At 54.7% G+C, this 24,273-nt stretch carries 21 protein-coding genes and 2 riboswitches; of the genes, 9 read left to right on the top strand and 12 right to left on the bottom strand.

Going from position 1 to position 24,273, the window contains the following annotated elements:
* Positions 1-141: 141 nt before the first annotated feature.
* A complete protein-coding gene (locus HNI00_RS21720) occupies positions 142-3,510 on the top strand; it encodes an SNF2-related protein (protein ID WP_316789435.1) in 3,369 nt (1,122 codons plus the stop codon).
* 319 nt (positions 3,511-3,829) lie between these two features.
* On the opposite strand, the gene HNI00_RS21715 is transcribed toward HNI00_RS21720, so the two are convergent.
* The 3 genes from HNI00_RS21715 to HNI00_RS21705 all read right to left on the bottom strand — a co-directional run bounded on the left by HNI00_RS21715 (position 3,830) and on the right by HNI00_RS21705 (position 7,426).
* The gene (locus tag HNI00_RS21715) at positions 3,830-6,151 is read right to left on the bottom strand and encodes a two-partner secretion domain-containing protein (protein WP_316789433.1); all 2,322 of its coding nucleotides are present in this window, start codon (positions 6,149-6,151) and stop codon (positions 3,830-3,832) included.
* A gap of 37 nt (positions 6,152-6,188) precedes the next feature.
* Entirely contained in the window at positions 6,189-6,740 is a 552-nt protein-coding gene (locus HNI00_RS21710) for a hypothetical protein (protein WP_316789431.1), read from the bottom strand.
* Between the two features lie 332 nt (positions 6,741-7,072).
* On the bottom strand, positions 7,073-7,426 hold the full coding sequence (locus tag HNI00_RS21705) for a hypothetical protein (RefSeq protein WP_316789429.1): 354 nt from the start codon (positions 7,424-7,426) through the stop codon (positions 7,073-7,075).
* Positions 7,427-7,824: 398 nt separating this feature from the next.
* Here HNI00_RS21705 and leuC point away from each other — a divergent pair, with 398 nt between their 5' ends.
* From leuC to leuD, 4 genes are all read left to right on the top strand, one after another.
* Positions 7,825-9,228, top strand: coding sequence for a 3-isopropylmalate dehydratase large subunit (leuC, locus tag HNI00_RS21700; protein WP_316789427.1), 1,404 nt, complete (start codon positions 7,825-7,827; stop codon positions 9,226-9,228).
* Positions 9,229-9,252: 24 nt separating this feature from the next.
* Entirely contained in the window at positions 9,253-9,444 is a 192-nt protein-coding gene (locus HNI00_RS21695) for a hypothetical protein (RefSeq protein WP_316789425.1), read from the top strand.
* A 75-nt stretch (positions 9,445-9,519) separates the two neighbouring features.
* On the top strand, positions 9,520-10,341 hold the full coding sequence (locus HNI00_RS21690) for an SDR family oxidoreductase (RefSeq protein ID WP_316789423.1): 822 nt from the start codon (positions 9,520-9,522) through the stop codon (positions 10,339-10,341).
* A gap of 261 nt (positions 10,342-10,602) precedes the next feature.
* Positions 10,603-11,199 carry a 3-isopropylmalate dehydratase small subunit gene (gene leuD, locus HNI00_RS21685; RefSeq protein ID WP_316789422.1) on the top strand — a complete coding sequence of 199 codons (597 nt, stop codon included), beginning with the start codon at positions 10,603-10,605 and terminating at the stop codon, positions 11,197-11,199.
* A gap of 547 nt (positions 11,200-11,746) precedes the next feature.
* On the opposite strand, the gene HNI00_RS21680 is transcribed toward leuD, so the two are convergent.
* The 5 genes from HNI00_RS21680 to HNI00_RS21660 form a co-directional block, all read right to left on the bottom strand.
* Positions 11,747-11,926 carry a hypothetical protein gene (locus tag HNI00_RS21680; protein ID WP_297075911.1) on the bottom strand — a complete coding sequence of 60 codons (180 nt, stop codon included), beginning with the start codon at positions 11,924-11,926 and terminating at the stop codon, positions 11,747-11,749.
* A gap of 181 nt (positions 11,927-12,107) precedes the next feature.
* A complete protein-coding gene (gene lgt / locus HNI00_RS21675; protein WP_316789420.1) occupies positions 12,108-12,953 on the bottom strand; it encodes a prolipoprotein diacylglyceryl transferase in 846 nt (281 codons plus the stop codon).
* 440 nt (positions 12,954-13,393) lie between these two features.
* Positions 13,394-14,146, bottom strand: a complete 753-nt coding sequence (locus HNI00_RS21670) for a universal stress protein (RefSeq protein WP_316789418.1) — start codon at positions 14,144-14,146, stop codon at positions 13,394-13,396.
* Between the two features lie 663 nt (positions 14,147-14,809).
* Positions 14,810-15,024: riboswitch (cyclic di-AMP (ydaO/yuaA leader) on the bottom strand.
* Positions 15,025-15,248: 224 nt separating this feature from the next.
* Complete coding sequence (locus HNI00_RS21665) at positions 15,249-15,584, bottom strand: hypothetical protein (RefSeq protein WP_316789416.1); 336 nt, start codon at positions 15,582-15,584, stop codon at positions 15,249-15,251.
* 273 nt (positions 15,585-15,857) lie between these two features.
* Positions 15,858-16,727 carry an acyl-CoA desaturase gene (locus HNI00_RS21660; RefSeq protein WP_316789414.1) on the bottom strand — a complete coding sequence of 290 codons (870 nt, stop codon included), beginning with the start codon at positions 16,725-16,727 and terminating at the stop codon, positions 15,858-15,860.
* A gap of 268 nt (positions 16,728-16,995) precedes the next feature.
* Here HNI00_RS21660 and HNI00_RS21655 point away from each other — a divergent pair, with 268 nt between their 5' ends.
* Positions 16,996-17,721 (top strand): TetR/AcrR family transcriptional regulator, encoded by a 726-nt coding sequence (locus HNI00_RS21655; protein ID WP_316789412.1) that lies wholly within the window; start codon positions 16,996-16,998, stop codon positions 17,719-17,721.
* A 175-nt stretch (positions 17,722-17,896) separates the two neighbouring features.
* On the opposite strand, the gene HNI00_RS21650 is transcribed toward HNI00_RS21655, so the two are convergent.
* Entirely contained in the window at positions 17,897-18,337 is a 441-nt protein-coding gene (locus HNI00_RS21650; protein ID WP_316789410.1) for an META domain-containing protein, read from the bottom strand.
* Positions 18,338-18,882: 545 nt separating this feature from the next.
* Here HNI00_RS21650 and HNI00_RS21645 point away from each other — a divergent pair.
* Complete coding sequence (locus HNI00_RS21645; protein ID WP_316789409.1) at positions 18,883-20,097, top strand: SpoIID/LytB domain-containing protein; 1,215 nt, start codon at positions 18,883-18,885, stop codon at positions 20,095-20,097.
* 86 nt (positions 20,098-20,183) lie between these two features.
* Here HNI00_RS21645 and HNI00_RS21640 read toward each other — a convergent pair whose 3' ends face one another.
* Positions 20,184-21,143 (bottom strand): aspartoacylase, encoded by a 960-nt coding sequence (locus tag HNI00_RS21640; RefSeq protein ID WP_316789407.1) that lies wholly within the window; start codon positions 21,141-21,143, stop codon positions 20,184-20,186.
* Positions 21,144-21,640: 497 nt separating this feature from the next.
* Between HNI00_RS21640 and psb35 the strand changes: the two genes are divergently transcribed.
* Both psb35 and HNI00_RS21630 read left to right on the top strand, forming a co-directional pair.
* Complete coding sequence (gene psb35, locus HNI00_RS21635; RefSeq protein WP_316789405.1) at positions 21,641-21,856, top strand: photosystem II assembly protein Psb35; 216 nt, start codon at positions 21,641-21,643, stop codon at positions 21,854-21,856.
* A 223-nt stretch (positions 21,857-22,079) separates the two neighbouring features.
* Positions 22,080-22,424 carry a hypothetical protein gene (locus HNI00_RS21630; protein WP_297082983.1) on the top strand — a complete coding sequence of 115 codons (345 nt, stop codon included), beginning with the start codon at positions 22,080-22,082 and terminating at the stop codon, positions 22,422-22,424.
* Positions 22,425-22,484: 60 nt separating this feature from the next.
* On the opposite strand, the gene lepB is transcribed toward HNI00_RS21630, so the two are convergent.
* Together lepB and HNI00_RS21620 are read right to left on the bottom strand one after the other, a co-directional pair.
* The gene (lepB, locus tag HNI00_RS21625; protein WP_316789402.1) at positions 22,485-23,204 is read right to left on the bottom strand and encodes a signal peptidase I; all 720 of its coding nucleotides are present in this window, start codon (positions 23,202-23,204) and stop codon (positions 22,485-22,487) included.
* Between the two features lie 40 nt (positions 23,205-23,244).
* Positions 23,245-24,012, bottom strand: coding sequence for an FAD-binding oxidoreductase (locus tag HNI00_RS21620; RefSeq protein ID WP_316789400.1), 768 nt, complete (start codon positions 24,010-24,012; stop codon positions 23,245-23,247).
* Between the two features lie 29 nt (positions 24,013-24,041).
* Positions 24,042-24,215, bottom strand: a riboswitch (cobalamin riboswitch).
* Positions 24,216-24,273: the final 58 nt, after the last annotated feature.

The following is a 24,273-nucleotide window of genomic DNA, read 5'->3' as shown; positions in this document are numbered from 1 at the left end:
CCAAGCTCAGATTGCGCCTCTAGCTGCATTTCAATCCTTGTCTCAGGCCTTGTCTCAATCCTCCCAGTTTCAGGCTTTCCCACGTCTTGTCCAGCATTTTGTCCCAGTTCAGCACTGCTCATTGCATCGTTCTCCGCTCGCATGGCAATCTTACACGGTAGCTGGCTATTTCAGCCCCAGGTTTCCTCTCTAGGCACGTCAGAATCCGGCGAATCATCGGCGCAGTCCGCAGGCGGGCAATTTTTGATCTGGGGTGAAACCTGGCGGCGGGTCGAAACGAATCGCCTTGGGGAGGGAGACACAGCCCGCAATATTCTGCGCCATCCCTTTGCGCTGTCGCGGGCGGAGTTGTTGGATTTGCTGCGATCGCTCGACCAATCCCATCGGCTTGCTTGGCCGGTCGCCGATGTGCCCTTGGTAGAACCCGTCCCCTCCGCTAAGGGGCGAGGACGCAAGCGCACCGCCACGCTGGAGCCGTCGCCCGCGATTCTCAAAGTCCGCTGGCAAACCCTGCGCCTCTTCTTGCCGACCTACGTGAACGAGATCGAGGGCGAAACCTCTCGCCTGCCGCAGTATTCCGTTGCGCTGCCCGATGGCGAAACAGACGGAACCGAGCGATCGCCCTCGCTGGAACTGCACCCCTGGCAGATCGAGGGGCTGCTGCTGTCGCCGCTAGAAGCGTTTCAATTGCTGAATTCCCTACCCCTATCTACGGTGGGCGATGCAGACTCTTTTATCAGCGGGGATTTGCGCTTTTGGTCGCACGCAGCACGATGGAGCCTGGATCTGCTGGCGCGGGCCAAGTTTTTGCCAGGGCTGCGGCTGCAAGATGGAGCGGCGATCGCCACCTGGCAAGTGCTGCTGGATAGCGAGGTCGATCAGACGCGCCTCCAGCAGTTCTCCCGCCGGATGCCGCCCGCCTGCCGCACCTACCAGCTTCCCCACAGCGCCCCAGACGATGCAGACGATGCAGACGACGCAGAATCTCCCTTTCCAGCGGCGCGGCTGGTGCTACTGGATTTTCTCAACCGGGTGACGGAGGCGCAAATCCGACAGGCGATCGCCGCTCAGCCCCTCCCTGCTGCCCCCCTGCCCAAAGACATTGCCCTGCGAGAATGGCTGCAAGCGCTGGGCGACGAGGAAGGGGCGATCGCCGCCGAGCCTGCCCGCATCGAGCGCTTGCAATCTGCGCTGACCCAGTGGACTGCACCCATCGCCCCGGTGCTAAACCAGCAGATCGCCGCCTTCCGCACCTGCTTCTACCTGCATCCCCCCGCCGCCGGACAAACGGACTGGACGCTGGAATACTTCCTGCAAGCCACCGATGACCCCGAATTCCTCCTCAGCGCCCGCACGATCTGGAGCAACCCGGTGGATCGGCTGGTCTATCTAGAGCGCACCATTCCCCATCCCCAGGAAACGCTGCTGGCCGGCCTGGGCCTGGCTTCCCGCCTCTATCCCGTCCTCGAACCCAGCCTGCAAACCTCCCAGCCACAGTCTTGCCGACTGAATCCCCTGCAAGTTTACGAATTCATCCGCTCGACCGCGTGGCGCTTGCAAGACAGCGGCTTTGGCGTGGTGCTGCCGCCGAGCCTGTCGCAGGAGCAGGGCTGGGCAAACCGTCTGGGGCTGAGCGTCCGTGCCGAAGCCCCCAAAGGCAGCGCGGGCATGGGGCTAAAAAGTCTGCTGAACTTCAAATGGGAACTGACCATCGGTGGACAGCGCATTTCCAAGGCGGAATTTGATCGGCTGGTGGCGCTGAACACGCCGCTGGTGGAGATCAACGGCGAATGGGTGGAACTGCGGCCGCAGGACATCCGCGCTGCCCAAGACTTTTTTGCCAGCCGCAAAGACCAGATGGCGCTGTCTCTAGAAGATGCGCTCCGCATCAGCACGGGCGACACGCAGACCATCGAAAAGCTGCCCGTGGTGAGCTTTGAAGCCTCAGGCGCACTGCAAGACCTGATCAGCACCCTTACTACGGGCAACCAAAACCTATCGCTAATTCCTACGCCGAAAGGCTTTCAGGGCGAGTTGCGGCCCTATCAGCTTCGCGGCGCATCCTGGCTGGCGTTTTTGGAGCAGTGGGGTTTGGGCGCGTGCCTCGCGGACGACATGGGACTGGGCAAAACCATTCAGCTCATTGCTCTACTGCTGCACTTGCAGGAAACGGAACAGTTGGAAAAGCCTGTCTTGCTCGTTTGCCCGACTTCTGTGCTGGGCAACTGGGAGCGAGAAGTGAAGCGGTTTGGCCCCAGCCTGCGCGTGTGGGTGCAGCATGGCGACAAGCGTCCCCAGGGCGCGGAGTTTGCCCGCACTGCCCAACGTTATCATCTGGTGATCACCAGCTATGCCCTGGTCTACCGCGATGAAAAAGACCTGAAGCGCGTTTCCTGGCAGGGCGTGGTGCTGGACGAGGCGCAGAATATTAAAAACCCCGAAGCCAAACAATCCCAGGCGGTGCGTCAGTTGGATGCTCAATTTCGGATTGCCCTGACGGGGACTCCGGTGGAAAACCGCCTGTCGGAGCTATGGTCGATTCTGGATTTCCTCAATCCGGGCTACTTGGGCCCGCGCAACTTCTTTCAGCGGCGGTTCAGCGTGCCGATTGAGCGCTATGGCGACACAGATTCGCTAAAAATCCTGCGATCGCTCGTCCAGCCCTTCATCCTGCGCCGCCTCAAGACCGACCGCGACATCATCCAGGATTTGCCCGAAAAGCAGGAAATGACGGTCTTTTGTGGACTCACAGCGGAGCAAGCGGCGATTTATCAGCGCCTTGTCGATCGATCTTTGGAACAGATCGAGTCTGCCGACGGCATCCAGCGCCACGGCATGATTCTGGCGCTCCTGACCCGGCTGAAACAGGTCTGCAACCATCCCGTGCTGCTGCAAATAGAAGAGGACGAAGAGGACGGCAAGGTTCCCCCGGAACTGGAATCCCCCACGGCGCTTTTGGCTGGGTCGGGTAAGCTGCAACGGCTGACCGAAATGCTGGAAGAACTGCTGGCGGAGGGCGATCGCACGCTGATCTTTACCCAGTTTGCCAAGTGGGGCAAGCAGCTTCAGGCATATCTAGAACAGCAGTTCAAGCGGGAAGTGATCTTCCTCTACGGCGGCAGTTCCAAGAAGCAGCGCGAGGAAATGGTCGATCGCTTCCAGAACGACCCCCAGGGCCCGCGCATCTTCATCCTGTCGCTGAAGGCGGGCGGCGTGGGTTTAAACCTGACTCGCGCCAACCATGTCTTTCACTATGACCGCTGGTGGAACCCCGCCGTCGAAAACCAGGCCACCGACCGCGCCTTTCGCATCGGGCAAACCCGCAACGTCCAGGTTCACAAGTTCGTCTGCACCGGCACGCTGGAAGAGCGCATCCACGACCTAATCGAAAGCAAAAAAGCCCTCTCAGAACAGGTCGTCGGCACGGGCGAAAACTGGCTCACCGAACTCGACACCGATCAGTTGCGGCAACTCCTCCTGCTAGATCGGAGCGCCATTATTGATGAGTAGCCGTTTGGTTAGCGATTTTGGATTGGCGATTTTGGATTTTGGATTTCCAGTCCAGGGTGCGCGGGACTTTCAGCACGCTCTTTAAATTTTCGGTTTTCGATTTTCGATCTTCAATTTTCGATTTTCGATTCCCAGTCCAGTGTACGCGGGACTTTCAGCACGCTCTTTGAATTTTCGATTTTCGATCTTCAATTTTCGATTTTCGATTCCCAGTCCAGGGTGCGCGGGACTTTCAGCACGCTCTTTGAATTTTCGATTTTCGATCTTCAATTTTCGATTTTCGATTCCCAGTCCAGGGTGCGCGGGACTTTCAGCAGGCTCATTCGGAGTGTGACTCAGGGGAATCGGGCCGACCGGACGCACAGGCCACTGAGGCGATTTGGCTGCCCGCTGCCATTGGCACTTCCGCCACCAGCCGCACCTGCCCGCTGTCGTCGCGAATCCAGCCTTGAGCCTCGGTGAGGGGCGCTGGGGAGGGGAGAGTTTGGGGTGGGTTAGAGGGTCGGAGCGGTCGATTAGCGGAATAACCTGGTGATCCTGGATCGGCCCAGCTTGCGGCGATCGCCCCACTTCCTTGCAAGTCCCCCGGTGCAGCAGGTAGCCCGCCCCGCCCAGAGACGACGAATTCTCGTTGGGCCAGGGCGATCGCCGTGCCTGCTGTGCCGCACCCTCTGGCGATCAGCCGCGAGGCATCTACGGGTTGGGCGGGCAGTTCGACTAGACCCTGGCTGGGGTCAACCACTAACCCGTTGATCGTGACTGTGCCATCTAGTCCAAACTCTGAACTAGCAGTAATATCACTCAGCCGATCGTCAGGGCGGGGGCGAAACGCAATCCCAAACAGTCCCTCTGTGGTGATTTGCACATTGCCGCCGCGTCCATCAAAGGCATTTGCGGTGATGTCGCTATTTTCGGATTCCACTGCGGCAATGACCCCCGCATTGATAGAGATTTTGCCGCCATCGCCGCCGCCAAACCGTTGGTCAATGCCTGCATTTGTGGAGATAGAACTGCCATTTCTGAGGAGGAGCGATTGCCCTGCAATAGCAATATCACCCCCCAGTCCTTGAGGAATTGAAACAATTGTGGTGATGCGCCCGCCATTTAAGAAAATCTGTCTGGCTTGTAACTGAATCGTGCCTGCATTTCCAAAAGCTGCCGGATTATCCGAAATCGCATTCGATGAGCTATCAACTTGAGAATTGCGAATGGTAATTTCATCAGCAGCGCGTAGCAGAATATCACCTGCGTTTCCGCGCCCCAAAGTTTGAGCCGAAAGTCCACTGTTATTGCTGATTTCCAAGTTTCCACCGCTAATCACTTCGATTTCCCCACCCAATCCATTTCCGCTGATTAGAGTAATATTAGTATTGCTAATTAATAGATTTCGCCCTGCTTGTAAACGGATACTGCCTGAGTTGCCGCTGGTAAAGACCTGGCTTCTGAGGCTGCTTGGGTTATCAGGGTCTCCCACGATTTGCAGCGTATCTGCTGCCTGAACAATCAAATTGCCAGCATTGCCTGGGCGGATCGTATTAAACGAAAGAACTAGGTTTGAAAGGGTAATGTTTGGCGCAGCGATCAAAATGTCGCCAGAGTTCCCGTCTTGTGAATCGGTGGCAATCCTCATGCTCCGGAGATTGACGGATTCCTGAGCCAGGATTGCGATCGCCCCTGCATCTCCCTCAGTCACAGTGCTGGCTTCTAAGCGCCCACCATCTGCTGAGAATTGACGAGCAGCAATCACAATTCCTCCTAGCTCGCGACCCGCAGAAGCAGTTTGTACATTAACCACCTGAGCATCATTCAGAAAACTCACATTAGACAGGTTGCTGTTAGGAGAAAACTCAAATCTTGGGCGTTCAGGAAATTGCCGATCTTCCTCCCGCCACCGTAATTTAATCCCTCCTGGCTCACTCAATCCACCTAGCTCAACCACACCTCCTGGCGCACTCAAGACACCGCCATTTAGCCTTATGTCTCCGCCTGCTAATAGAAGGCTGCGAGTATTTTCGACTTGCAATCCAACAAAATTAAAAAACATCGAATCTGTGGAAGAATCGGCCGGGCGACGGCTATATACCTCAATGGGCTGTGGAGACATTTGGCGGTAGAGTAGGGCTGAAGGATTAATGCTGAGCCTGCCAGGGGCAGTGGGTTGAGTTGCGCTAAAAATGCCGCGATCGCCAAACCCTATTGCATCAGCAGTCGTTGCCACAAATGATCCCGCCACATTTAGTTGAGCATTGCGCCCAAACAGAATGCCATTGGGGTTCATGAGAATCAGATTTGCGTTTCCGTTGACTCCCAGCGTGCCGCGAATCTCGGAACGGCGATCGCCCGTCACCCTTGCCAAAATTGTTCGGACATCGGATGGAGCAAAGAAATAGACGCTGCTGCCTCGATCGATCCCAAACTGCCGGAAGCTATGAAATAAATTTTGCCCGCGTCTTGCGCCACCGCGAATCTGAAAATCCACATCCGAAATAGGCTGGACTTGTGAAGACTCAGCCCCTAAAGTATTGTCTGCAACCGGGCGACTCCAAGCGCGATCGCCCAGACTCCAGTAGAGACATAGAAGGGCGATCGCGCCATAGTTCCAAAACTGGCTTTGTCTGGCATTACTTGGCTGTCTGTTCACAAGTCCTTCTTGAATTTACTCAACACAAGAAAGTAGATTAATCCACCTTCCCAGGGCTACTATTCTCTTTATCTTTGGTGCTACTTTCATCTTGGATATCACTATTTGGACGACTGATGTCGTCATTATCCATATCGTCATCCTCATCACCATCTAGATAGTCATCCGATGGAATAAAGAGGCGATTTCCTGGATCAATAATGAGACGCACTAGGCTTCTTGCTGCGGTCAACAGCGTGATAGACAAACCCACAACTAAATCAAATAAGAACAGGATTGGACGCAGTAAATATTGAATCGGGGGTGGAGCAGACGTGGGCACAGACACCTCGATCACATACCTGAGACGTGGCACAACATTTACCTGCACCGTCGCAGAATTAACCGGGTCAAACGGCACATTTTGAGACCCAATATCCACATAGGAAATGTTGCTCCGACTGACGTAGAGCGGTACGCCTTCAGGAGAGTAGAGGTATAGATTCCCATCAAATCCAGGGGGCACTGTTCCAAAAGGTTGTGGAGCAGGAATTTCTGAGGGAATGCCCCACTCTAGCCATCTTCGTCTTGCCTGAACGGTAGCACCCAAATAGTTTCCTCGAAAAAATGGACGCAAGGGCCGGGTTTGCCCCTGCGGTAACCCAGTGCATCGGATTGCAGTCAGTCTCAGGATTTTCATCATTCACTCCAAAGTCTGAAAATGCCAAAAGGAATAGACAAATACTGCATTTGCCTTCAGCCTCTAAGATTGCACAGAAATCACCTAAGAGTAGGTCTTTTTCAATCTTTGTAAAGTCCGAACGATTTAAAGATTTTCTATTTACCTTAGGACTTACGCAGTTGGATAATTTCTCGCGGTCGCATCCCGCGAGAAATTGTCCAAAATCCAAAGAGCTTATCGCAAGTGCGTAAGTCCTGTACCTACTCAACAGTAAACTTCAGCCTCGGAACATGGTTAACGTTAGACGTTGCACCATTGGTTGAGGTGAATGTTGTCTGCTTGTTTCCAGGATTATCGTGAGAAACTTCTTGACGACTTTCATAGAGAGGATCATTGTTTACAGAACGTAGCTCAATCTTCCCTCTAACATTGACGGCTACATTTGCAGTAGGTTTTGGCCCTGGTATTTGGGCAGGGTTGCCCCATTGTCGCCAATTTTTCGTAACTTCTACTGGAGCGCCGATAGGAATTCCACGAAAATGGGGTACAAATCTTTTCGTTTCACCATTGGTTAAACCGTCACATTTGATTGCAGTTAGGATCAGTTTCTTCATGACTTAAGCCTCAATTGAGATGCTACCTACAATTTTTATCTTTGCTAAAGTTCTCAATAGATGCACTTCCCCCAGTGGGTACTTTATGTCCTTTGTTCCGTGACAAAGTGGCTAACCTGATGAGCATTCTTTGCTGTGAAATTTGCTGTGAGATTTGCTACGGGAGTGAGGTTTGGAATGAGGGATGGAATTAAGGTGGCTTGAAGATCTAAATTTCTCTAAATTTCATGGATCTTTTTCATCAGTAGGATGGGCGATTGCGATCGCCACGACTCCAGGAATCGAAATTTAAAGCTCTGATACTTTTCGGATATTAAAAGGCATCAAAAAATATATTGGACTGAATGAATCGGCTTGACTATTGTTATAGGTATGGAGAACACGGAGTATAGTCCACCATGAGTAGAGGAACGTTATTCGACAAGGTTTGGGACTTGCATACGGTGGGGACGCTGCCCTCAGGACAGACGCAGCTCTTCATCGGGCTGCATTTGATCCACGAAGTGACTAGCCCGCAAGCGTTTGCCATGCTGCGAGAGCGGGGGCTAAAGGTGCTGTTTCCTGAGCGCACAGTGGCGACGGTGGATCACATCGTGCCGACAGAAAACCAGGCGCGTCCTTTTGTCGATCCCCTGGCAGAAGAAATGATGCTGGAGCTAGAGCGCAACGCCAAAGACAACGGCATCCGCTTCTACAACATCGGCTCCGGCAGCCAGGGCATTGTGCATGTGATCGCCCCGGAGCAGGGACTGACCCAGCCGGGAATGACGATTGCCTGTGGAGACAGCCACACTTCGACGCATGGTGCGTTTGGGGCGATCGCCTTTGGCATTGGCACCAGCCAAGTTCGCGACGTGCTGGCCTCGCAAACCCTGGCGCTGGCCAAGCTAAAAGTCCGCAAAGTAGAAGTGAACGGCACGCTGAAACCAGGGGTCTACGCCAAAGACGTGATTCTGCACATTATTCGCAAGCTGGGCGTGAAGGGCGGCGTGGGCTATGCCTACGAGTTTGCAGGCACAACCTTCGAGCAGATGAGCATGGAAGAGCGCATGACCGTCTGCAATATGTCCATCGAGGGCGGCGCGCGCTGCGGCTATGTGAACCCCGACGCAACGACGTTTGAGTATCTAAAGGGGCGCGACTTTGCCCCCAAAGGCGACGAGTGGGAGAAGGCCGTGGCCTGGTGGACGAGCCTCCGCAGCGATGCCGATGCAGAATACGACGATGTGGTGGTGTTCGATGCGGCAGAGATTGAGCCGACGATTACCTGGGGCATCACGCCGGGTCAAGGCATTGGCGTGAGTGAGGTCGTGCCCACGGCTGATTCGCTGCCGGAAGAGGACCGGGCGATCGCCCAGGAAGCCTATACCTACATGGATCTGGCTCCTGGCACACCGATTGCGGGCACTAAGGTAGACGTGTGCTTCATCGGCAGTTGCACCAACGGCCGCATCAGCGACCTGCGGGAAGCAGCGAAAGTCGCCAAGGGTCGCCATGTAGCGGAGGGCATCAAAGCCTTTGTGGTGCCCGGTTCCGAACGGGTGAAGCAAGAAGCCGAAGCCGAAGGGCTGGACAAAATCTTTGAAGCGGCGGGCTTTGAATGGCGCAATGCGGGCTGCTCCATGTGCCTGGCGATGAATCCCGACAAACTGGTGGGCCGCCAGATCAGCGCTTCCTCCTCAAACCGCAACTTCAAAGGGCGGCAGGGGTCTTCCTCTGGACGGACGCTGCTGATGAGTCCGGCGATGGTGGCGGCGGCGGCGGTGACGGGTCACGTAACAGACGTTCGCACGCTCTTGTAGGAGTCTGAACTGTAGGAGTCTAAGATGACCAATCGCGAAAAGCTGGTGCAAGAGGTCGAGATGCTGCCCGACTCGATGGTGGAAACGGTGCTTGAGTTTGTGCAATCGCTCAAGCAAAACGACCTGCCAGAAGGGGTCAATCCCAAAGTTTGGGAAGCCTATCTCGCATCAGAACAAGAACGAGAGGAAGTCTATCGTCGCCTTGCCGATTCCTAGACTCCTCTCAGTAGGCGAACTGAGTAAGGATGAGGTCGCTGAAGTTTTGCAAGCAGCCCTACAGGAGTAACAAACGTGCCAAAGACGGTGTTGATTACGGGTGCCTCGACGGGCATCGGCTACGCAACGGCGAAGTTGTTTCAGCGGCAGGGCTGGAATGTGGCGGCCACAATGCGATCGCCCGCTGGCTCTGACCTAGCGGTGCTGGATCGGGTCATCTGTCCGCCCTTGGATGTGACGAATGCAGCCTCGATTCCGGGGGCGATCGCCACCACGCTGTCCCACTTTGGGCAAATCGACGTGCTGGTGAACAACGCAGGCTACGGGCTGATTGGCCCCTTTGAAGCCTGCACCCCAGAGCAAATCCAGCAGCAGTTCGCGGTGAATGTGTTTGGGCTAATGGACATGACTCGCGCCGTGCTGCCCCATTTTCGGGAGCGGCGATCCGGTGTAATTGTCAATGTCGCCTCGATTGCAGGGCAAATGGCGCTGCCCATCTACAGCCTCTATCACGCCAGCAAGTGGGCGGTGGAAGGGTTTTCGGATTCGCTGCGCTATGAGCTAGAGCCGTTCAATATCCGGGTCAAAATCATCGAGCCGGGGCCAATCAAGACGGACTTTTTCTCGCGATCGCTCGTTGTGGCAAAGCAGGAAGGGCTAACAGCTTACGACCCCTTCGTCGCCAGCGTCCTACCCCAGCTCGAAAACGTGGGCGATACGGCCTCTCCGCCCGAAGTCACCGCCCAGGTGATTTACACCGCCGCCACCGATGGCAGTTCTCGCCTGCGCTACCCAGCGGGGGGCAATGCATCCTTCCTGCTAACGCTGCGAAAGCTGCTTCCCGATGGGCTGTTCACCTGGTTTATCAAGGCCGGCATGATCAAGGAGGTGAAGTAGGGATTGGGCGTTAGGGGTGGGTTGAGGCGCGATCGCAGTCTGGCTAGTTCTGCTTCGGCTGCGGGGAGCGCTTCCCAGGTGACCTTGAGCGATTGGATCGGGCGCGGCGCATTCAGAACCATGAGCCTTCGCGGGCTAAACTCGCGGGTGAAAGGGGCAATTTATCGGGACATTCATTTAGACACATTAGACATTCATCAGTACATCCATCATAGGCGAGTCGGTTTTTGAGTTTTGTTGTTTTTAATTGAGGTGAACACCATGAGTCGAGTTCAAGCAGTTTCGGGTCGCGGCATTCCTCTGGTCGGCGACGACATCGACACCGATCGCATCATTCCAGCGCGGTTTCTCAAGTGCGTTACGTTCGACGGGCTGGGGGCCCATGCCTTTGAGGACGATCGCGCCCAGTTGCAGGGGCAGCACCCGTTTGACCAGCCACAATATCAGGGCGCAGAGGTGCTGGTGGTGAATCGCAACTTTGGCTGCGGCTCTTCGAGAGAACACGCACCCCAGGCGATCGCCAAGTGGGGCATCAAGGCGCTGGTGGGCGAGAGCTTTGCGGAAATCTTTTTTGGCAACTGCGTAGCAATGGGGATTCCCTGCGTCACGGCGACTGGCGACGACGTGAAGGCGCTGCAAGGGGCGATCGCCGCCCATCCCCAAGCGACCGTGACGGTCAACCTAGACAGCATGACTGCGACCTGCGGCGACGTATCAATTCCGGTGCTGATGGGTGAGGGGCCGCGTCAGATGTTTCTCTCTGGCAGTTGGGACGCAACGGGACAACTGGTGGCACAGACAGAGCAGATTAAAGCCACAGCAGCAAAGCTGCCCTACGTCGCTTGGAGCCATGCCTAAAGTCCTTGCTAGGTCAGGGGTGCAGAATTCTGAAGCATGATCAGCAAAAAAATTTCCGAATTTTGCAAAACCCTCCGGATACTCCCCCCTAGCCTGAGAACAATGGAGTGGTAGATGCACCCTGATTCAACATTCCCCCAGGCTCACGCGATTGAGTTTTGGGGGGATTTCTTTTTGGAGGGGATCGACTTGGAGGGAATCGACTGCTGCTCGACTGCTTAAGGAACTGGCATTTTAAGGAACTCGCATTGCGTCAGGACTGACGCGCTGGCGAAGAATGCCTGCATTCCAGAAAATTTGTTGAGGCGCAACTTGCGAGAACCCACCCATTACGTGAGTCCTGAGAGTCAAAAAACTGGGCAGCTTTTGCAGAGTGAACGAGAACTCTGATTAAATTTCGTGCCGTTCAAACGATTTTCAGCCTAAATCGTTCCTGACCCAAACGGCGCTCCAACTAGCAGCAGAAGTTGCGTCACCTAGCCTCAATACAATGCCTCAAGACGACAGAAGCAAGACAGATCCCAGTCTCTGAACCTCTGTGCCAAAGCTATGGGTCAGATGAAGAATCTGCAATGTTGCGAATATCTTGCAGCAACAGGTCGAGGTGAGACTCGGCAGGAAGCTCATCTGTGGGTGGATTCGGCTGCTTTTTCGGTTTTACAGGCGTTTCTTCGGGCTGTGCTGCCTGAACAATCTCCTGAACCAGTAAATCCAAGTAGGAGTCCATGAGCGTTCTCTCTTATCTATATGTCAGCGTACCCTTGTCCACAGAATCTGACCTCCTTATTTTGACTGAACCTGATCGGGTGAATTTATTCACTGGTTAGCAATCTTGAACCGCATGAATTTGCTCTGGAGACTGGTAAACCAGCAGTGTCGATAGACGGTATCAAGTCAATATCAGAAGTTTAAGACTGGGAGGGGGCTGATTGATGTCGCCGATAGAGCAAAATGCTGGCGACAATCAAAGCAACAGCACTCAGCAAATGTACCGTGTTGAAGGGTGTGCCTGGAAAGAACCATGAGTCGGTTCGCAAGAACTCGATGAAAAAGCGCCCTAATGGATACCAAATGAGATAGACCAATAGCAAGTCGCCTGGACGAAGCTGGCGTGCAAACCGACGGGAAATCCACAGCAACAGGACAAAGCCGGCCAGGTTCCACAGCGACTCGTAGAGAAAGAGGGGATGAAATCGTGTGCTTTCAGGATACAGGATTATATCGTCATACGGGGGGATGCGGCGGTTTTTCGCGGGATCGGTGCTGTAGTCAATGGCGAGGCCCCACGGCAGATTGGTGGGCGGCCCGTATAGCTCCTGGTTAATGAAATTGCCCCAGCGACCGATCGCCTGGGCCAGTGGCAACCCCAGCGCGATCGCATCTAAGAAAACCAGTGTAGGAAGTTTGCGGACGCGGGTATAGAGCCAGAGGGCGATCGCCCCAAAGATAAACCCGCCAAAAATATGGATGCCGCCTTCCCATACGCGAAAAATGGAAAGCGGGTCTGAAAGGTAGTCTCCTAGGCGATCGCGTGGCGATTGGATAAACACGTAGTAGAGCCTCGCCCCCAGAAACCCTGGCACCAGCACCCAAATCAGCATGTCCCAAAAGTCGTCGGAGGAATGCCCCCGCCGCTCTATTTCGCGACTGGCGACGGTTGCCCCTACAATCACGGCGATCGCCATGAGTAGCCCATACCAGCGCAGCGCAAACGGGCCAAATTCAAAAATAACGGGGTCAACAGGGGGATGCATAACCAAAACGTCTATTGCGCTCGCTCTATCAGGTGTTCGCTGGATCTGTATTCACTGGATCTGCGTTCACTGGATCTGTGTTCGCTGGATCTGTGTTCACTGGATTTTGATTTTGCTTGGTCAGGGCAGCGCGAAATCAGCCTCAACCTTCAGGTAGCAGGTTTTTAGGTGGCAGGTTTTTAGGTGGCAGGTTTGAACCGGACATTTTGCTTGCCCTGCACTCTGCCCTTTGCAACTTGGCTCACTCGCTCTTCACTATATCAAGCCCCCAGGACGGTTGGGGGTGGGGGAATGTGCTGCGATCGCAGGCGCAAGGGCGCTGGGTTGTCCCCATAGCAAAAGCCGTTTGTATAGAAGCGGACATAAAGCAATGGGCGCAGACGGGACAAATAAGCCTTTCCCAACTGCACCCTGTTCAGCCCTATCCAGCCCAATGCAGTCTATCCGCGCTCCACCGGACGAACCCCCGCCAACTGCTCTGGGATACCTAAAATTGGGCAGTGTGTGTTGGCTCTTAGCTTGTTGACCAATGGATGAGCTTTGGTGCTACAGCCCAGCACCATCAGATCCGCGCCCACTTCTTGGGCAACTTGATGGAGTTCCACATCCGTCGCGCCAAACCGGAGGTGTGCTTCCAGAGAGCCGCGCCACTCTTCGGCCAGACAGCGAGCCTGCCAGAGGATGCAGTCGGCCTGTTCCAGCAGATTTTGCGCTGGTGGTTCGGCAGGGTTGATGTGGCAATCGGTCAGGCAAGCTGGGTTGGCGTGGTAGTGGATGTGCGTACTGAGCGGGACGAACGATTCTGCCGGAGTCAGTCGAGGCAAGGTCAGGGTGTTGCCGACGCGCTCGGTCTGTCGTTCTAGCGTTGCTGTTTGGCGCGATCGCGCTCTTTGCGATTTCTGAGAAGGTTGGGGCGATCGCCCATTAAGCAGCCGATCGACCACGTACACCACATGCACCATGACCTGCTTCTGCGTTGCCAGCCGGGTTTGGTGAGCAATCCACAGCGTTAAATCCAGTGCCACCTGGCTATTGGGCGATCCGTTGTAGCCAATGACCAGATTCACCGTCTCATCTGACTGGGTTTCTGCGGCATCCAGCGCCGTCCTGCCGGATGCCAGCAGCATTTGCTCCACCAACTCAGGCTGCCCCAGGGCATTTTGCAGACGCATTAGCATTGACTTAATCTTCACAATACTCACCTCGTCAGAAACAATAGACCGACAGAACTTCAAAACAAAGCTTAAAAAGCCAAACCCGCTAAAACTGGGAACCCGGCAGAGATCGAGCAACTCAATTACTAAAGAAGCCAGCGCAGGAAATGCAGTCGGCTTCTGCTTAGCCAGCGCACTTGATACAGCGCCCCTTTGGAGACAACCCTCCTACAAGCGGCACTCTGGCTTCATTGTCCAGACTCACAAGACAGAATTTTGAAGATACAACTCCCTAAATCTGTCAGAACAAGACTGCTGACCCAGGTGGCGATCGCCCATCGAAGCATCAATCGCTATCACCAAACCAGAGGTGAACCCTCCGCAGAGGCGGCAGCCTTCTCGGCCAAGTGGCCTAGAAACATGAGTTCTGCTCAGAACTCGCAAAAGGTTCAGCGCGAACCCGCCCCATTTCTATGAAGCGACCTGCCCCAGCCGACTTGTTTGAAATAACTCAAAGGACTCCATCTAAACCAGAGAATCCTGAGAAGAAAATCTCCAGAGGAGACGTTTCCAATTACCAACTTCTATATCCGCCTATAACCACTTGTAGCCTCCTCAGAAAACGCCACATGCAACGATCCAGCAGGCAGACTGTGCAAGCTGGAGGCTCTATCAGTTCTGAGGACACTGAATAACTTTGCTTCAGTCTCCTCCCAAAGCCGACGGAGTTAGCTGACGGGCTAGGGCTGAGAGGTGCCCCTCGTTGAGTGCGGTAGAGCCAATGTCATGAAACCTAGACAGAACCGATTTCACTATACGCGGCAGCTCGAAAAGCTGCCTTCTACCGCACGAAAGATACGCCCCAAAGGATGGTTCCTCCGCTTCTGGTGTGCTGTACAAAGGGGCGATCGCGCACATCGCGCACTGCTAAACATAAATGCTACCGGGATAGAGTAATGTCCCCAGAAGCAGCCCCCTGATCGAGACAAGGATCTCGAGGGGCTAGCTTAGCAAACCACCGCAATTGTCAGACCTCGAATTAGGCTGATGCATCTAGAGCTGTTCAAACATACCCTAACAATGATTGTCAGGAATCGTCAACAAAACAAAAAATATCGTTAAGTTTCCAAAAAGATCAGCCTCACCCATCAATGCCTAGAGGGAGGCGGGCGAGGCTGGAGACGCAGTTAGGAGGTATCTTGTCCATAAGATTACTCGCAGATTTCCAAATTGCGCTGCCTTTTAAGATGTTCTTAAGTTTGTAGTGCCAATTTGGCGAAAATCCTTCAATTTTCGTTTCAAAGAATACATATACATATTCGCGGTCTGCAAGTGCTGGCTGGTGAGGATCTGTCACCCTCAGCCTTTCAATCATGGCGGCAAAATGCCAGCTTTCTGAACCTATTGTCCGGTTGCATCTCGCTGCGATTTGCTTGCAGGGAGCTAACATTTCAGCGGGCATTTTATCAGCGGGCATTTTAGTAGAGAATGACTTGGAGCTTCCTCCATCACTTGCTTTACAAAAAGCGAAACGGACTTAATTTGAATTTCAAGCAAAAATGACGAAGTATTTAACCTTAAAGACAATCAATTGTAAGTATTAGCATAAATCTATCCTTGCGCTGAGGATGCTGCCTTTTATTGCGTAAGCCGCCGCCAAGGGGAAAACTCTGGCAGCGGCTTGTGCATTTAGAATCGTCTTAGGGGCATCTTCGCATTGCTAGAGAGCGCTGCGGAGCCAAAAGGTGGCTCAAGTAGAAGGGCTGATCTTGGCGATCGCCTGGGAAGGCGGCATCACCACTTTCTTGGCCAGTCCCGTTGCGCGAAGCACCTGGATTGCCCACCAAGTCATGTCGATTTCCCACCAGCGCAGACCTGCTTTGGCCATGTTGGGATAGGTGTGGTGGTTATTGTGCCAACCTTCGCCATAGGCAAAAAGGGCAGCCCACCAGAGATTACGAGAGTTGTCGTCGGAGTCAAAGTTGCGATAGCCGAACATATGGGTGGCAGAGTTGATGAACCAAGTGCTGTGCCACACCAAAACCGTCCTGACAAAGATGCCGTACAGTACAAACTGCCAGCCGCCGAGGGCATATAGCACGGCTGCTAGAGGGATTTGCAAGAACAGGAAGTAGCGATCGAGAAACTGGTAATAGGGGTCACGCGCCATATCGGGGGCAAAGCGGCGATAGGCTTCTTTGTTAAAGAATTCTTCGCGGGGGAAGATCATCCACAGCAAGTGGCTCCACCAAAAGCCCAGGCTGGCGGCGTAGGGGTCTTTTTCTTCCTCTTCGGTGTGGGCATGGTGCAGGCGGTGGCTTGCAACCCAGAAGATGGGGCCGCCTTCTACAGCGAGAGCGCCGATGGTGCCCAGGATGTATTCCAGCCATTTGGGAACCTGAAAGCTGCGGTGCGTCAGCAGGCGATGATAGCCCAAACAGATGCCAATGCTGGCGGTGAGCCAGTGCAAAAACAGCATGACCCCCAGGGCTGCCCAGGAGAAGTGGAATGGGGCAGTGAGCGCAAGAATGTGGTACACCCCAAAGAAAAAGACGTGTCCCCAACTCAACGGGGGTAGTTTGACACCCTTGAGCGTGGGGCTAAATGAAATCAATGACATAGATCATCCTTAGTGATGAGGCTTGCAGGCCTACTGGGCGATCGCAATATTTAGCTAATAAACAGGTTCCAGAAGAAAAAGGTCGGTTGAGCAGGAGATTAAAAGATGTCCTGAACAAGAGATACCGATGGCTTTTTAACTAGCTCGCTGGGGTGCATCCTGCCTTTTTGGTAAAGATGTCGCTACAGTAGGGGTAATGCAAGTGCTACTTACATCCTGAGCTTAGCAGTAGTCAACCTTTCTGTGCAAGTTTCACTTGCATTTGTCTATGTCGGATCGACGCACCTCCACCCGCCAACGCCTGATTCAGGTTGCTGTGGATTTATTCATAACCCAGGGCGTAGCAGAAACCACGACGCGGCAAATTGCTGAACAGGCCGGTGTAAATGAAGTGACGCTGTTTCGTCACTTTGGCAATAAACATGGGCTGCTGCTGGCGGTGATGCAAGACAAAGAGGCCCTGAGCCGTTTGGGCATGGCCTTAGGCCAACAATCGACCCAAATGGGCAGCGCCTCGCAAGCCATCAAAGATTATGCCAATGTTCACCTACAGGCGCTAGAACAAATTCAGGAATTCGTGCGATCGCTCATTGGTGAAGCAGGGCACTATCCTGATGAAAACCGACGCGCACTGGGACGGGGGCTGCTCCAGGCCAATCGCTACACGGCACAATACCTGGCGACGATTATGGAGCATGAGCAACTACAAACCTGTCTGCCAACTGAAAAATTGGCCAGTCTGCTCAATAGTATGCTGCTGGGCTACGCAGTCCTGGAATTTACCAGTGAATTTAATAATTTATGGCCGAGTCGAGAGAGTTTTATTGAGGCACTGGTGGAACTGTTTATGTACGGGGCGATCGCCCAACCGCCCACCGCATCCACACCCCCGACCGCGCCGCCACCAGCCGCGCCGCCACCAGCCGCGCCGCCCAATGCCCCCACAAAGCGCCCGTCCTCAGTCAATCTGACCCATCCCAGCGAAAAACCATAGCTTCAAATCGTGGGGTTGGAGGAAGTGGAGTCATTTGTCAAAAAACCGCGTGATGGAGTCTGGTTTGCGAGAGACGGAACAAGAGCGGAACTGGAGAGTGGAGTCATTTGTCAAAAAACCGCGTGATGGAGCGTCAAAGCCCTCAAGCCCCAATCCTTCATCATGCGAATTGGTTCTACCACAGACCCCGAACGGCGATCGGCGCAAAGCGCAATTCTCCCGATTCACGCTCGTTTTGATACGAAACGATCAAGATTCCCTGGGGATTAATTTCATAGCGCTGAGCGCCCTGCAACGCCGTCAGATAGCGAAACTCTTGATCCATCAAAAAGCTCTCGCAGGCGCGTTGGGTCGAGGCTAGGGGACTAATGCTTAACTGGCTTCCTGTGGTTTGATAGCGGCCGGTGAACTGATTGCAGCCGCCAAACCCAGACAGGCGATCGCCCACAAACTCCGCCGTCAGCCGCACATCTTGCGACGGCACTCCCGGCTCAATCCCAGCCATCGACACGAGCCGCCAGCTCCCACTAAGGGGGGTTGCCTGCGCCACCTGCGGGCGGGCCACGCTGACCTGCGCCAGACCAGGATGCGCGATGCCCACACTCGTCAGCCCCATCGCCAAAGCCGCTAACCCGCACGCCAATTTGCATGTCAACGCTGGTTTATCAGCAGAGGTGTAACTAGATTTGGTATTCATAGTTGCCTCAAAATCCTTTCTAAAAAGCAGATCTAAAAAACATCACCCAAGCATCATAAACGCTTTAGCTGGGGTTTTCTGGCTGGAACTAATTAGGCAGATTACGCGGTCTAAAGAAGGAAGACTACATTTTGGGAGATTCATCGAAACTTTACAAAGTGGGGTTTACGTGTGCCTTGCCCTGAAAAGCGTTGATGCTCACGGGTTGCAGGTCTTTAGGCAAAGCTATGTAACTGGGGGTGAGTACAGAGAACGGGGGCGATATTGCTCCGCAAGGCTGCGCCAACGCCCTCACCCTGCATTCAACCCAACATTCCGTGATACCCTTCTGTAAAGAATCGTAGCGACGGTTTTGCTGCGAATTTTTCGATTGTTTCGCCTGTAATCCCCGAAAAACCAGTCCCATCTGTCTTCAATTTTGTTCTTGATCCTGAACAATCTGTCTCTGTCGGTGTGAGGTTGTTGTGATTCAAACGCTGAAATACACAGGCTTTTTGCAAGCCCTCGTCAAGCTGGGTTTCAAACTGGGCAAACGCTCCTGGTGGCTGACGGCAGTGCTGTGGCTGGTGGCGATCGCCCCTGCCCGCGCCGAGCTTGACCTGCGTGTGTCGATCGAGCGCGATGTGCCCGCCGTGCAAATTGGCAGCAACACCGCCTCTGTTCTCAAGGATGGCTCCGGGCGAGTGCTGGGGCAGCTACCCCAGGGAACATCTCTCATCGCCACTCCCGACACCGCAGGTCTGAAAATCAACGACTGGCAACTCAGCGCCGTCTGGCTAGAGCCGCAAAACGGCGGATTTGTCTACATCGACAACCCCAACGACAACACGCGCGGTCGCTACTATCGCGGGCGAGTGCTAGTGGTGCCTACCTCCTCTGGGCTAACCGCTGTAAATTATGTTGACTTGGAGGAATACCTCTACAGTGTGGTAGGCAGCGAAATGCCCGCAAGCTGGCATCTAGAGGCCCTGAAGGCCCAGGCCGTTGCCGCCCGCACCTATGCCCTCTATCAGCGGCAGAACAGCGGCAACACTGTTTTCGACTTGGGCAACACTACACGCTGGCAGGCCTATGGCGGCGCAGAAAAAGAAGCCAGCAGCACGATCGCTGCTGTGCGAGCAACCCGTGGGCAAGTGCTAACTTACAATGGACAACTCATCAACGCGGTTTATCACTCCTCCTCTGGCGGCCATACGGAAAACTCCGAAGATGTGTGGGTGAGTCCGTTGCCCTACCTGCGCGGCGTGCCCGACTATGACCAAGCAGCTCCCGTGTTTCAGTGGACGGAAACCTTTACGGCTGAGCAGATGCGGCAGCGCATTACGGGCGTTGGAAATATCCTCCGGTTTGAACTGGTTCAGGCTTCGCCCAATCAGCGGTTGCGGCGAGTGCGCGTGGTGGGGGACTCAGGCAGCAGAGAGCTAACGGGCGACCAGATGCGGCAGGCGCTGAATCTCCGCAGCACTCTGTTTACAATTCAACCCCAGGCGGGTCAGGTGGCCAGCGCGCAGGGCGCAGCGGCTCCCCTCAGCTTCCGGGTGACGGGGCGGGGCTTTGGGCACGGCATTGGCATGAGCCAGTATGGTGCGTTTGGCATGGCCTCCCAAGGCTCCAGCTATCGAGACATCGTGACGCATTACTATCGCGGGGCGATTCTGTCGCGCATTCGGGTGCAATAGCGTTGGCTGATTGCCTTCTGCCCAGGCGGTTCTGCTCGTAGCGGTTCTATCTACAGGGTCTATTTGGTTCTATCTACAGGGTCTATTTATAGGCTTTCTGCAAAATCCACCTGAAGATCGTGCCGCTGCGTCAGCACCATTGCAATATCTTTTTCATAGTAGGCGGCCTCGTTGATAAACACGGGAAATACGACCGTTTCGCCCGTGTAGAGCAGCGTTTCTCCAGTTAGTGAGAGAAATATAGGGTCCCCTGGGTTCAAGCTTTCATAATCCCGCCCCTGGAGGTGGGGATGAATCATTGCAGTGATCTGTCCTTCGGTATCTCTGGGATAGGGCACTGTGCCTAGGTATTGATAAACCGTTAGCGGCTGCATGGTGACGGGGTGGGTGGTGACGGGTTGAGTGGTGACGGGTTGAGTGGTCAAGGGCTGCACCTTGGGCAGTGGCTCGTGCCAATTTTGCTGGTCTAGTACATCCAGGATTTGTTGAACCAGCGCCTCGGTGCGCTGAAACAGGTCTGCCTGTAGCACGCCCTGAGCGACTGGGCCAACCTCCAGGCAAATGCCAAACCGACCGAGCGATCGCAGCGCGTCTTGCTGTCGTCCTGAGTTGGCCGAACTATAAATCCGCAGGTCGGGCTGCTGGGCGCTGAGGGCTGCTGCCAGTCGCAGCTTGAACGGGTGGTGATCATCCAGGATCAGCGTCATCCCCATGTTCGACGTGGTGCTGTGGATATCGAGAATGACATCGGCGGGTGTGGAGCCGGAGGGCCCAAAGCGACGGTTGATCTCCTGCGCCCGACGGACTTCATAATCGACGGGTTCTGGCAGTTCCAGATGGGCGCGATCGCAGCATCGGTTCATATCCTGATCGACATAGCGCACTCCAGCGGCGATCGCCTCCAGATTGCTCAGCAGCGTCATCGTCTCAAAACTGGGGCGCGAGATCAGTTGGGGAGCGTGTTGAAATCTCCGGATCAGGTAAATTCCCGTCAACTCGTTGCCATGTGTGCCGCCGACCAGCAGCACCCGCCGAATCTTATCCATATTTCTATAGCTATCTCTATAGCTTGCCTTAGTGTCTTACCCATCTCTGTCGAAACTTACCCGCCTGCAATGAGGATGGGGTTGAATCGCGCTTCGCAGACGCAGCCCGTCAGAAGTCTTCAACTGCATCCGTTTTCTCTTAAATCGAGATGAGGCCAGAATAGCGCGAGAAGCCTGGGGATTGCCGCAGTCACGATGCCTGGATGTCGCTACCTATGGCGATCGCACGGGAAGCTATACACCCACCCTCAGAAATGGGGGCTTTATATTCCTGTAGATGGAAAAGCCCGTCTCAAACCTATAACTAGGGGCGATCGCCCAACACTCCCTGTGGGAGATACCGATAACAGCTCATCGATTTATGCTGTGATACAGCAAGATTGAAACAGCGATTAAAGGTTATCACGCTGCCCCAAATTAATAGTTGAAAGGGCAATGTTTGGGTCGCCAATGTATCTCAATCTCGCGCTAATGATCTCTGAGTTGAGGTGCTAAACATGCTGAGTTTTAATGCTTTGTTTTTAGTAGAACCTGCGGTTTCTGCTGCCCAAGAAGGTGCGGGCGTGTCTCTGGCTGCGGTATTTGTGATTGGCTTTTTGGCTGCGGCAGGTTTGGGGTCGATTGCTTGGTATAACTCTCGCCGTCCGACGGGCTGGGAAGATAAGGAACGTCCTGATATTGTGCCCGAAGTCGATCCGAATCCACACGTTTAAGTCAGGTGTGGACTCAGGAGATCGATCAGGGCAATTAGCAAGAACTGGGCTAAAGACTGGGCTTCGATTTGAAGTTTTTGGGTTTCTTTACGTTTTCTTTACGTTTTCTTTACGTTTTCTTTGAGCCTTCTTTGAGGTTCTTGCTGGGGGTTTGAAAATCGGGCGATCGCCCTTAAAACCCTTCCCTCAAGACTGCTTGCAAATCTATTGGAGGACAATTTTTATGTCAACGAACGAACGAGTCGAACGGGACACCTATGATCGCGGGATTATCCCCGCTGAAACTGCCGCCCGCAAAGAGCGAGAAGGCGAGAACTACAAGCAAACCCCGACTGCTGAAGGCGACATCGACACGGCTGCGGGCTATACAGTAGACAACGAGGGCCTGGTGAATAATTTCGCCGTTGAACCCGAAATGTATTACGAGGTGCCGGGTGACCTGAAGGCGAAGGAAGAGGCAGAGGAAGCCGCCCGCGCCGCCGAACTCGCCGAAATCAACGATACCGATGAAGACGGCAAGTTGACCGAAGATGGCGACAATCGCAGCAAGGGCGTTGGCGTGATCTAAATTCAGCCCAAAGGCTTGCTGAGCGAAGGTGGGAAGTGCTGCCGATGACGGGGCGCTTCCCTATTCGCTAAGTGCTGCTGGATGGAGGACAGACACGCTAGGAGCGGGCGCTTCTATCCTGCCAAAGCGAGCGATCGGATAGAAGCGAAAGATGGCTCGACCGATGATGTTTTCAACGGGCAAAAAGCCCCAAACGTGGGAATCGTTGCTGTTGTTGCGGTTGTCGCCCATGACAAAGACGTGGCCCGGCGGCACCGTTACGGCACGCATTTCATAGCCTGGTGGTTCGGCAATATAGGGTTCCGTCAGGGGTTTTCCGTCGATCCAGACTTTGCCCAAGTGAACCTGCACTGTTTGTCCGGGTTGACCAATCACCCGCTTGATAAACGCCTGATCGGTCGCGTAGCCCAACTGCTGAAGCTGGGTTGGTGGGTCGAAGACCACGATGTCGCCCTGCGCCGGAGGATGCAGCCGATAGGACACTTTTTCAACCACTAGACGATCGCCTACTTGCAGCGTCGGCACCATCGAATCAGACGGGATATACCTCGGTTCTGCCACAAATAGCCGAATGACTAGCGCCAGAGCAAGGGCGATCGCCAAGACCAGCCCATTTTCTCGCTGGGTCTTCCAAAAGCTGGCGCTGCGCTGAGTTTCCAAGTTTGGGCGATCGCCCGCAGGCGCTTCGGATGGCTCTGGAGACGCAACCGTTGGGCTGGGTTCGATGGCGTTGGGCAGCGAGGCGTTTGATGCAGGGGGGTCACCGGGCGGAGTCGTCATGGGAAAACGCAGGCGGCTAAGAAGGGCGGTTAAAGGGCAGTTAAAAGGCGTAAAACGATTCTGAGCGTACCTGGTCTAGTTTAGCCCCCAGCAGCACTGCTACGTCCTGAAGCTGGGCCGGGCGATCGCCCACCGCGCAAATCTCCACATCCACGCCTCGCCAGTCAAGGTGCATCTGGCTTAAGGTTTGGCGAATCTGGTCTGGACGGGTGGGTAAATAGCCAAATGTCGGCCACCGCTGCGAGAGCGATCGCCAATCGGCCTGGTAGGGCAAACAGTCTGGCGTTTCTGGATTTGCCTGCACCAGCCACACAGGTTGGTCGAAGCCCTGCTCATAGAGCCAGTCGATCTGACTTTTGAGGGGGGCAATCCCAGACCCTTCAGCAATGTAGAGGCGCGGTCGGTCGGGAAGGTGCGCCAGCGTCATCAAGCCGTAGGGGCCGCGCAGGGCGATCGCCCCACCGACGGGTAAATCTTGCAAATAGGCAGAACTCCAGCCCACCCGCGACACGCACAATTCCACCTCTGGGCAGCGCGAGGGCGACGACGCGATGGAGTAAATCTTGCTGAACTGCTTGCCGTTTCGCTGAAATCGGGGCCAGACCGACTGCCCCGGCAAAAACCGGAAGGCTGGCTGATCCAGATGTAGGCGAATGGCCTGAATCGTTGGCGTAAGGGCGATCGACGACAGCACCGTACCGACGCAATCCATGGCCGGAAGGGGAGTCGGCGGCGGGGCGATCGCCAAACGAAGCGCAGGCTCGTGAACCTCCGCGTTCGGAGGCTGCGGCCGTTCTAAATGTTGCATCTTTACCTCGACCCGTGCATCGCGGGCATTGTAATGGGCGGCATCGGGCGGGCATTCTGACTTTGAGGCGGGTTCTGTGATGGGCCCTCAGGCCCTCATCGAACCGCTCATTCACAGCTGCGGCACAGCGCCGGATTTGCACCGGACTTTCCCCACAGATAGGGCCAAGCTACAGGGCGATCGCCCTTCGCATGGCAAACATCTGCTGTCTGGACTGATCCTCCAGACAACCCGAATTCGTCCCGAAATTGTAGCTCGGAT

This window comes from Thermoleptolyngbya oregonensis NK1-22 (assembly GCF_032705245.1).
Classification (GTDB): Bacteria; Cyanobacteriota; Cyanobacteriia; order Elainellales; family Elainellaceae; genus Thermoleptolyngbya; species Thermoleptolyngbya sichuanensis.
The sequence above is the reverse complement of the archived record's forward strand: the minus strand, read 5'-3'. Positions and strand labels throughout refer to the sequence as shown.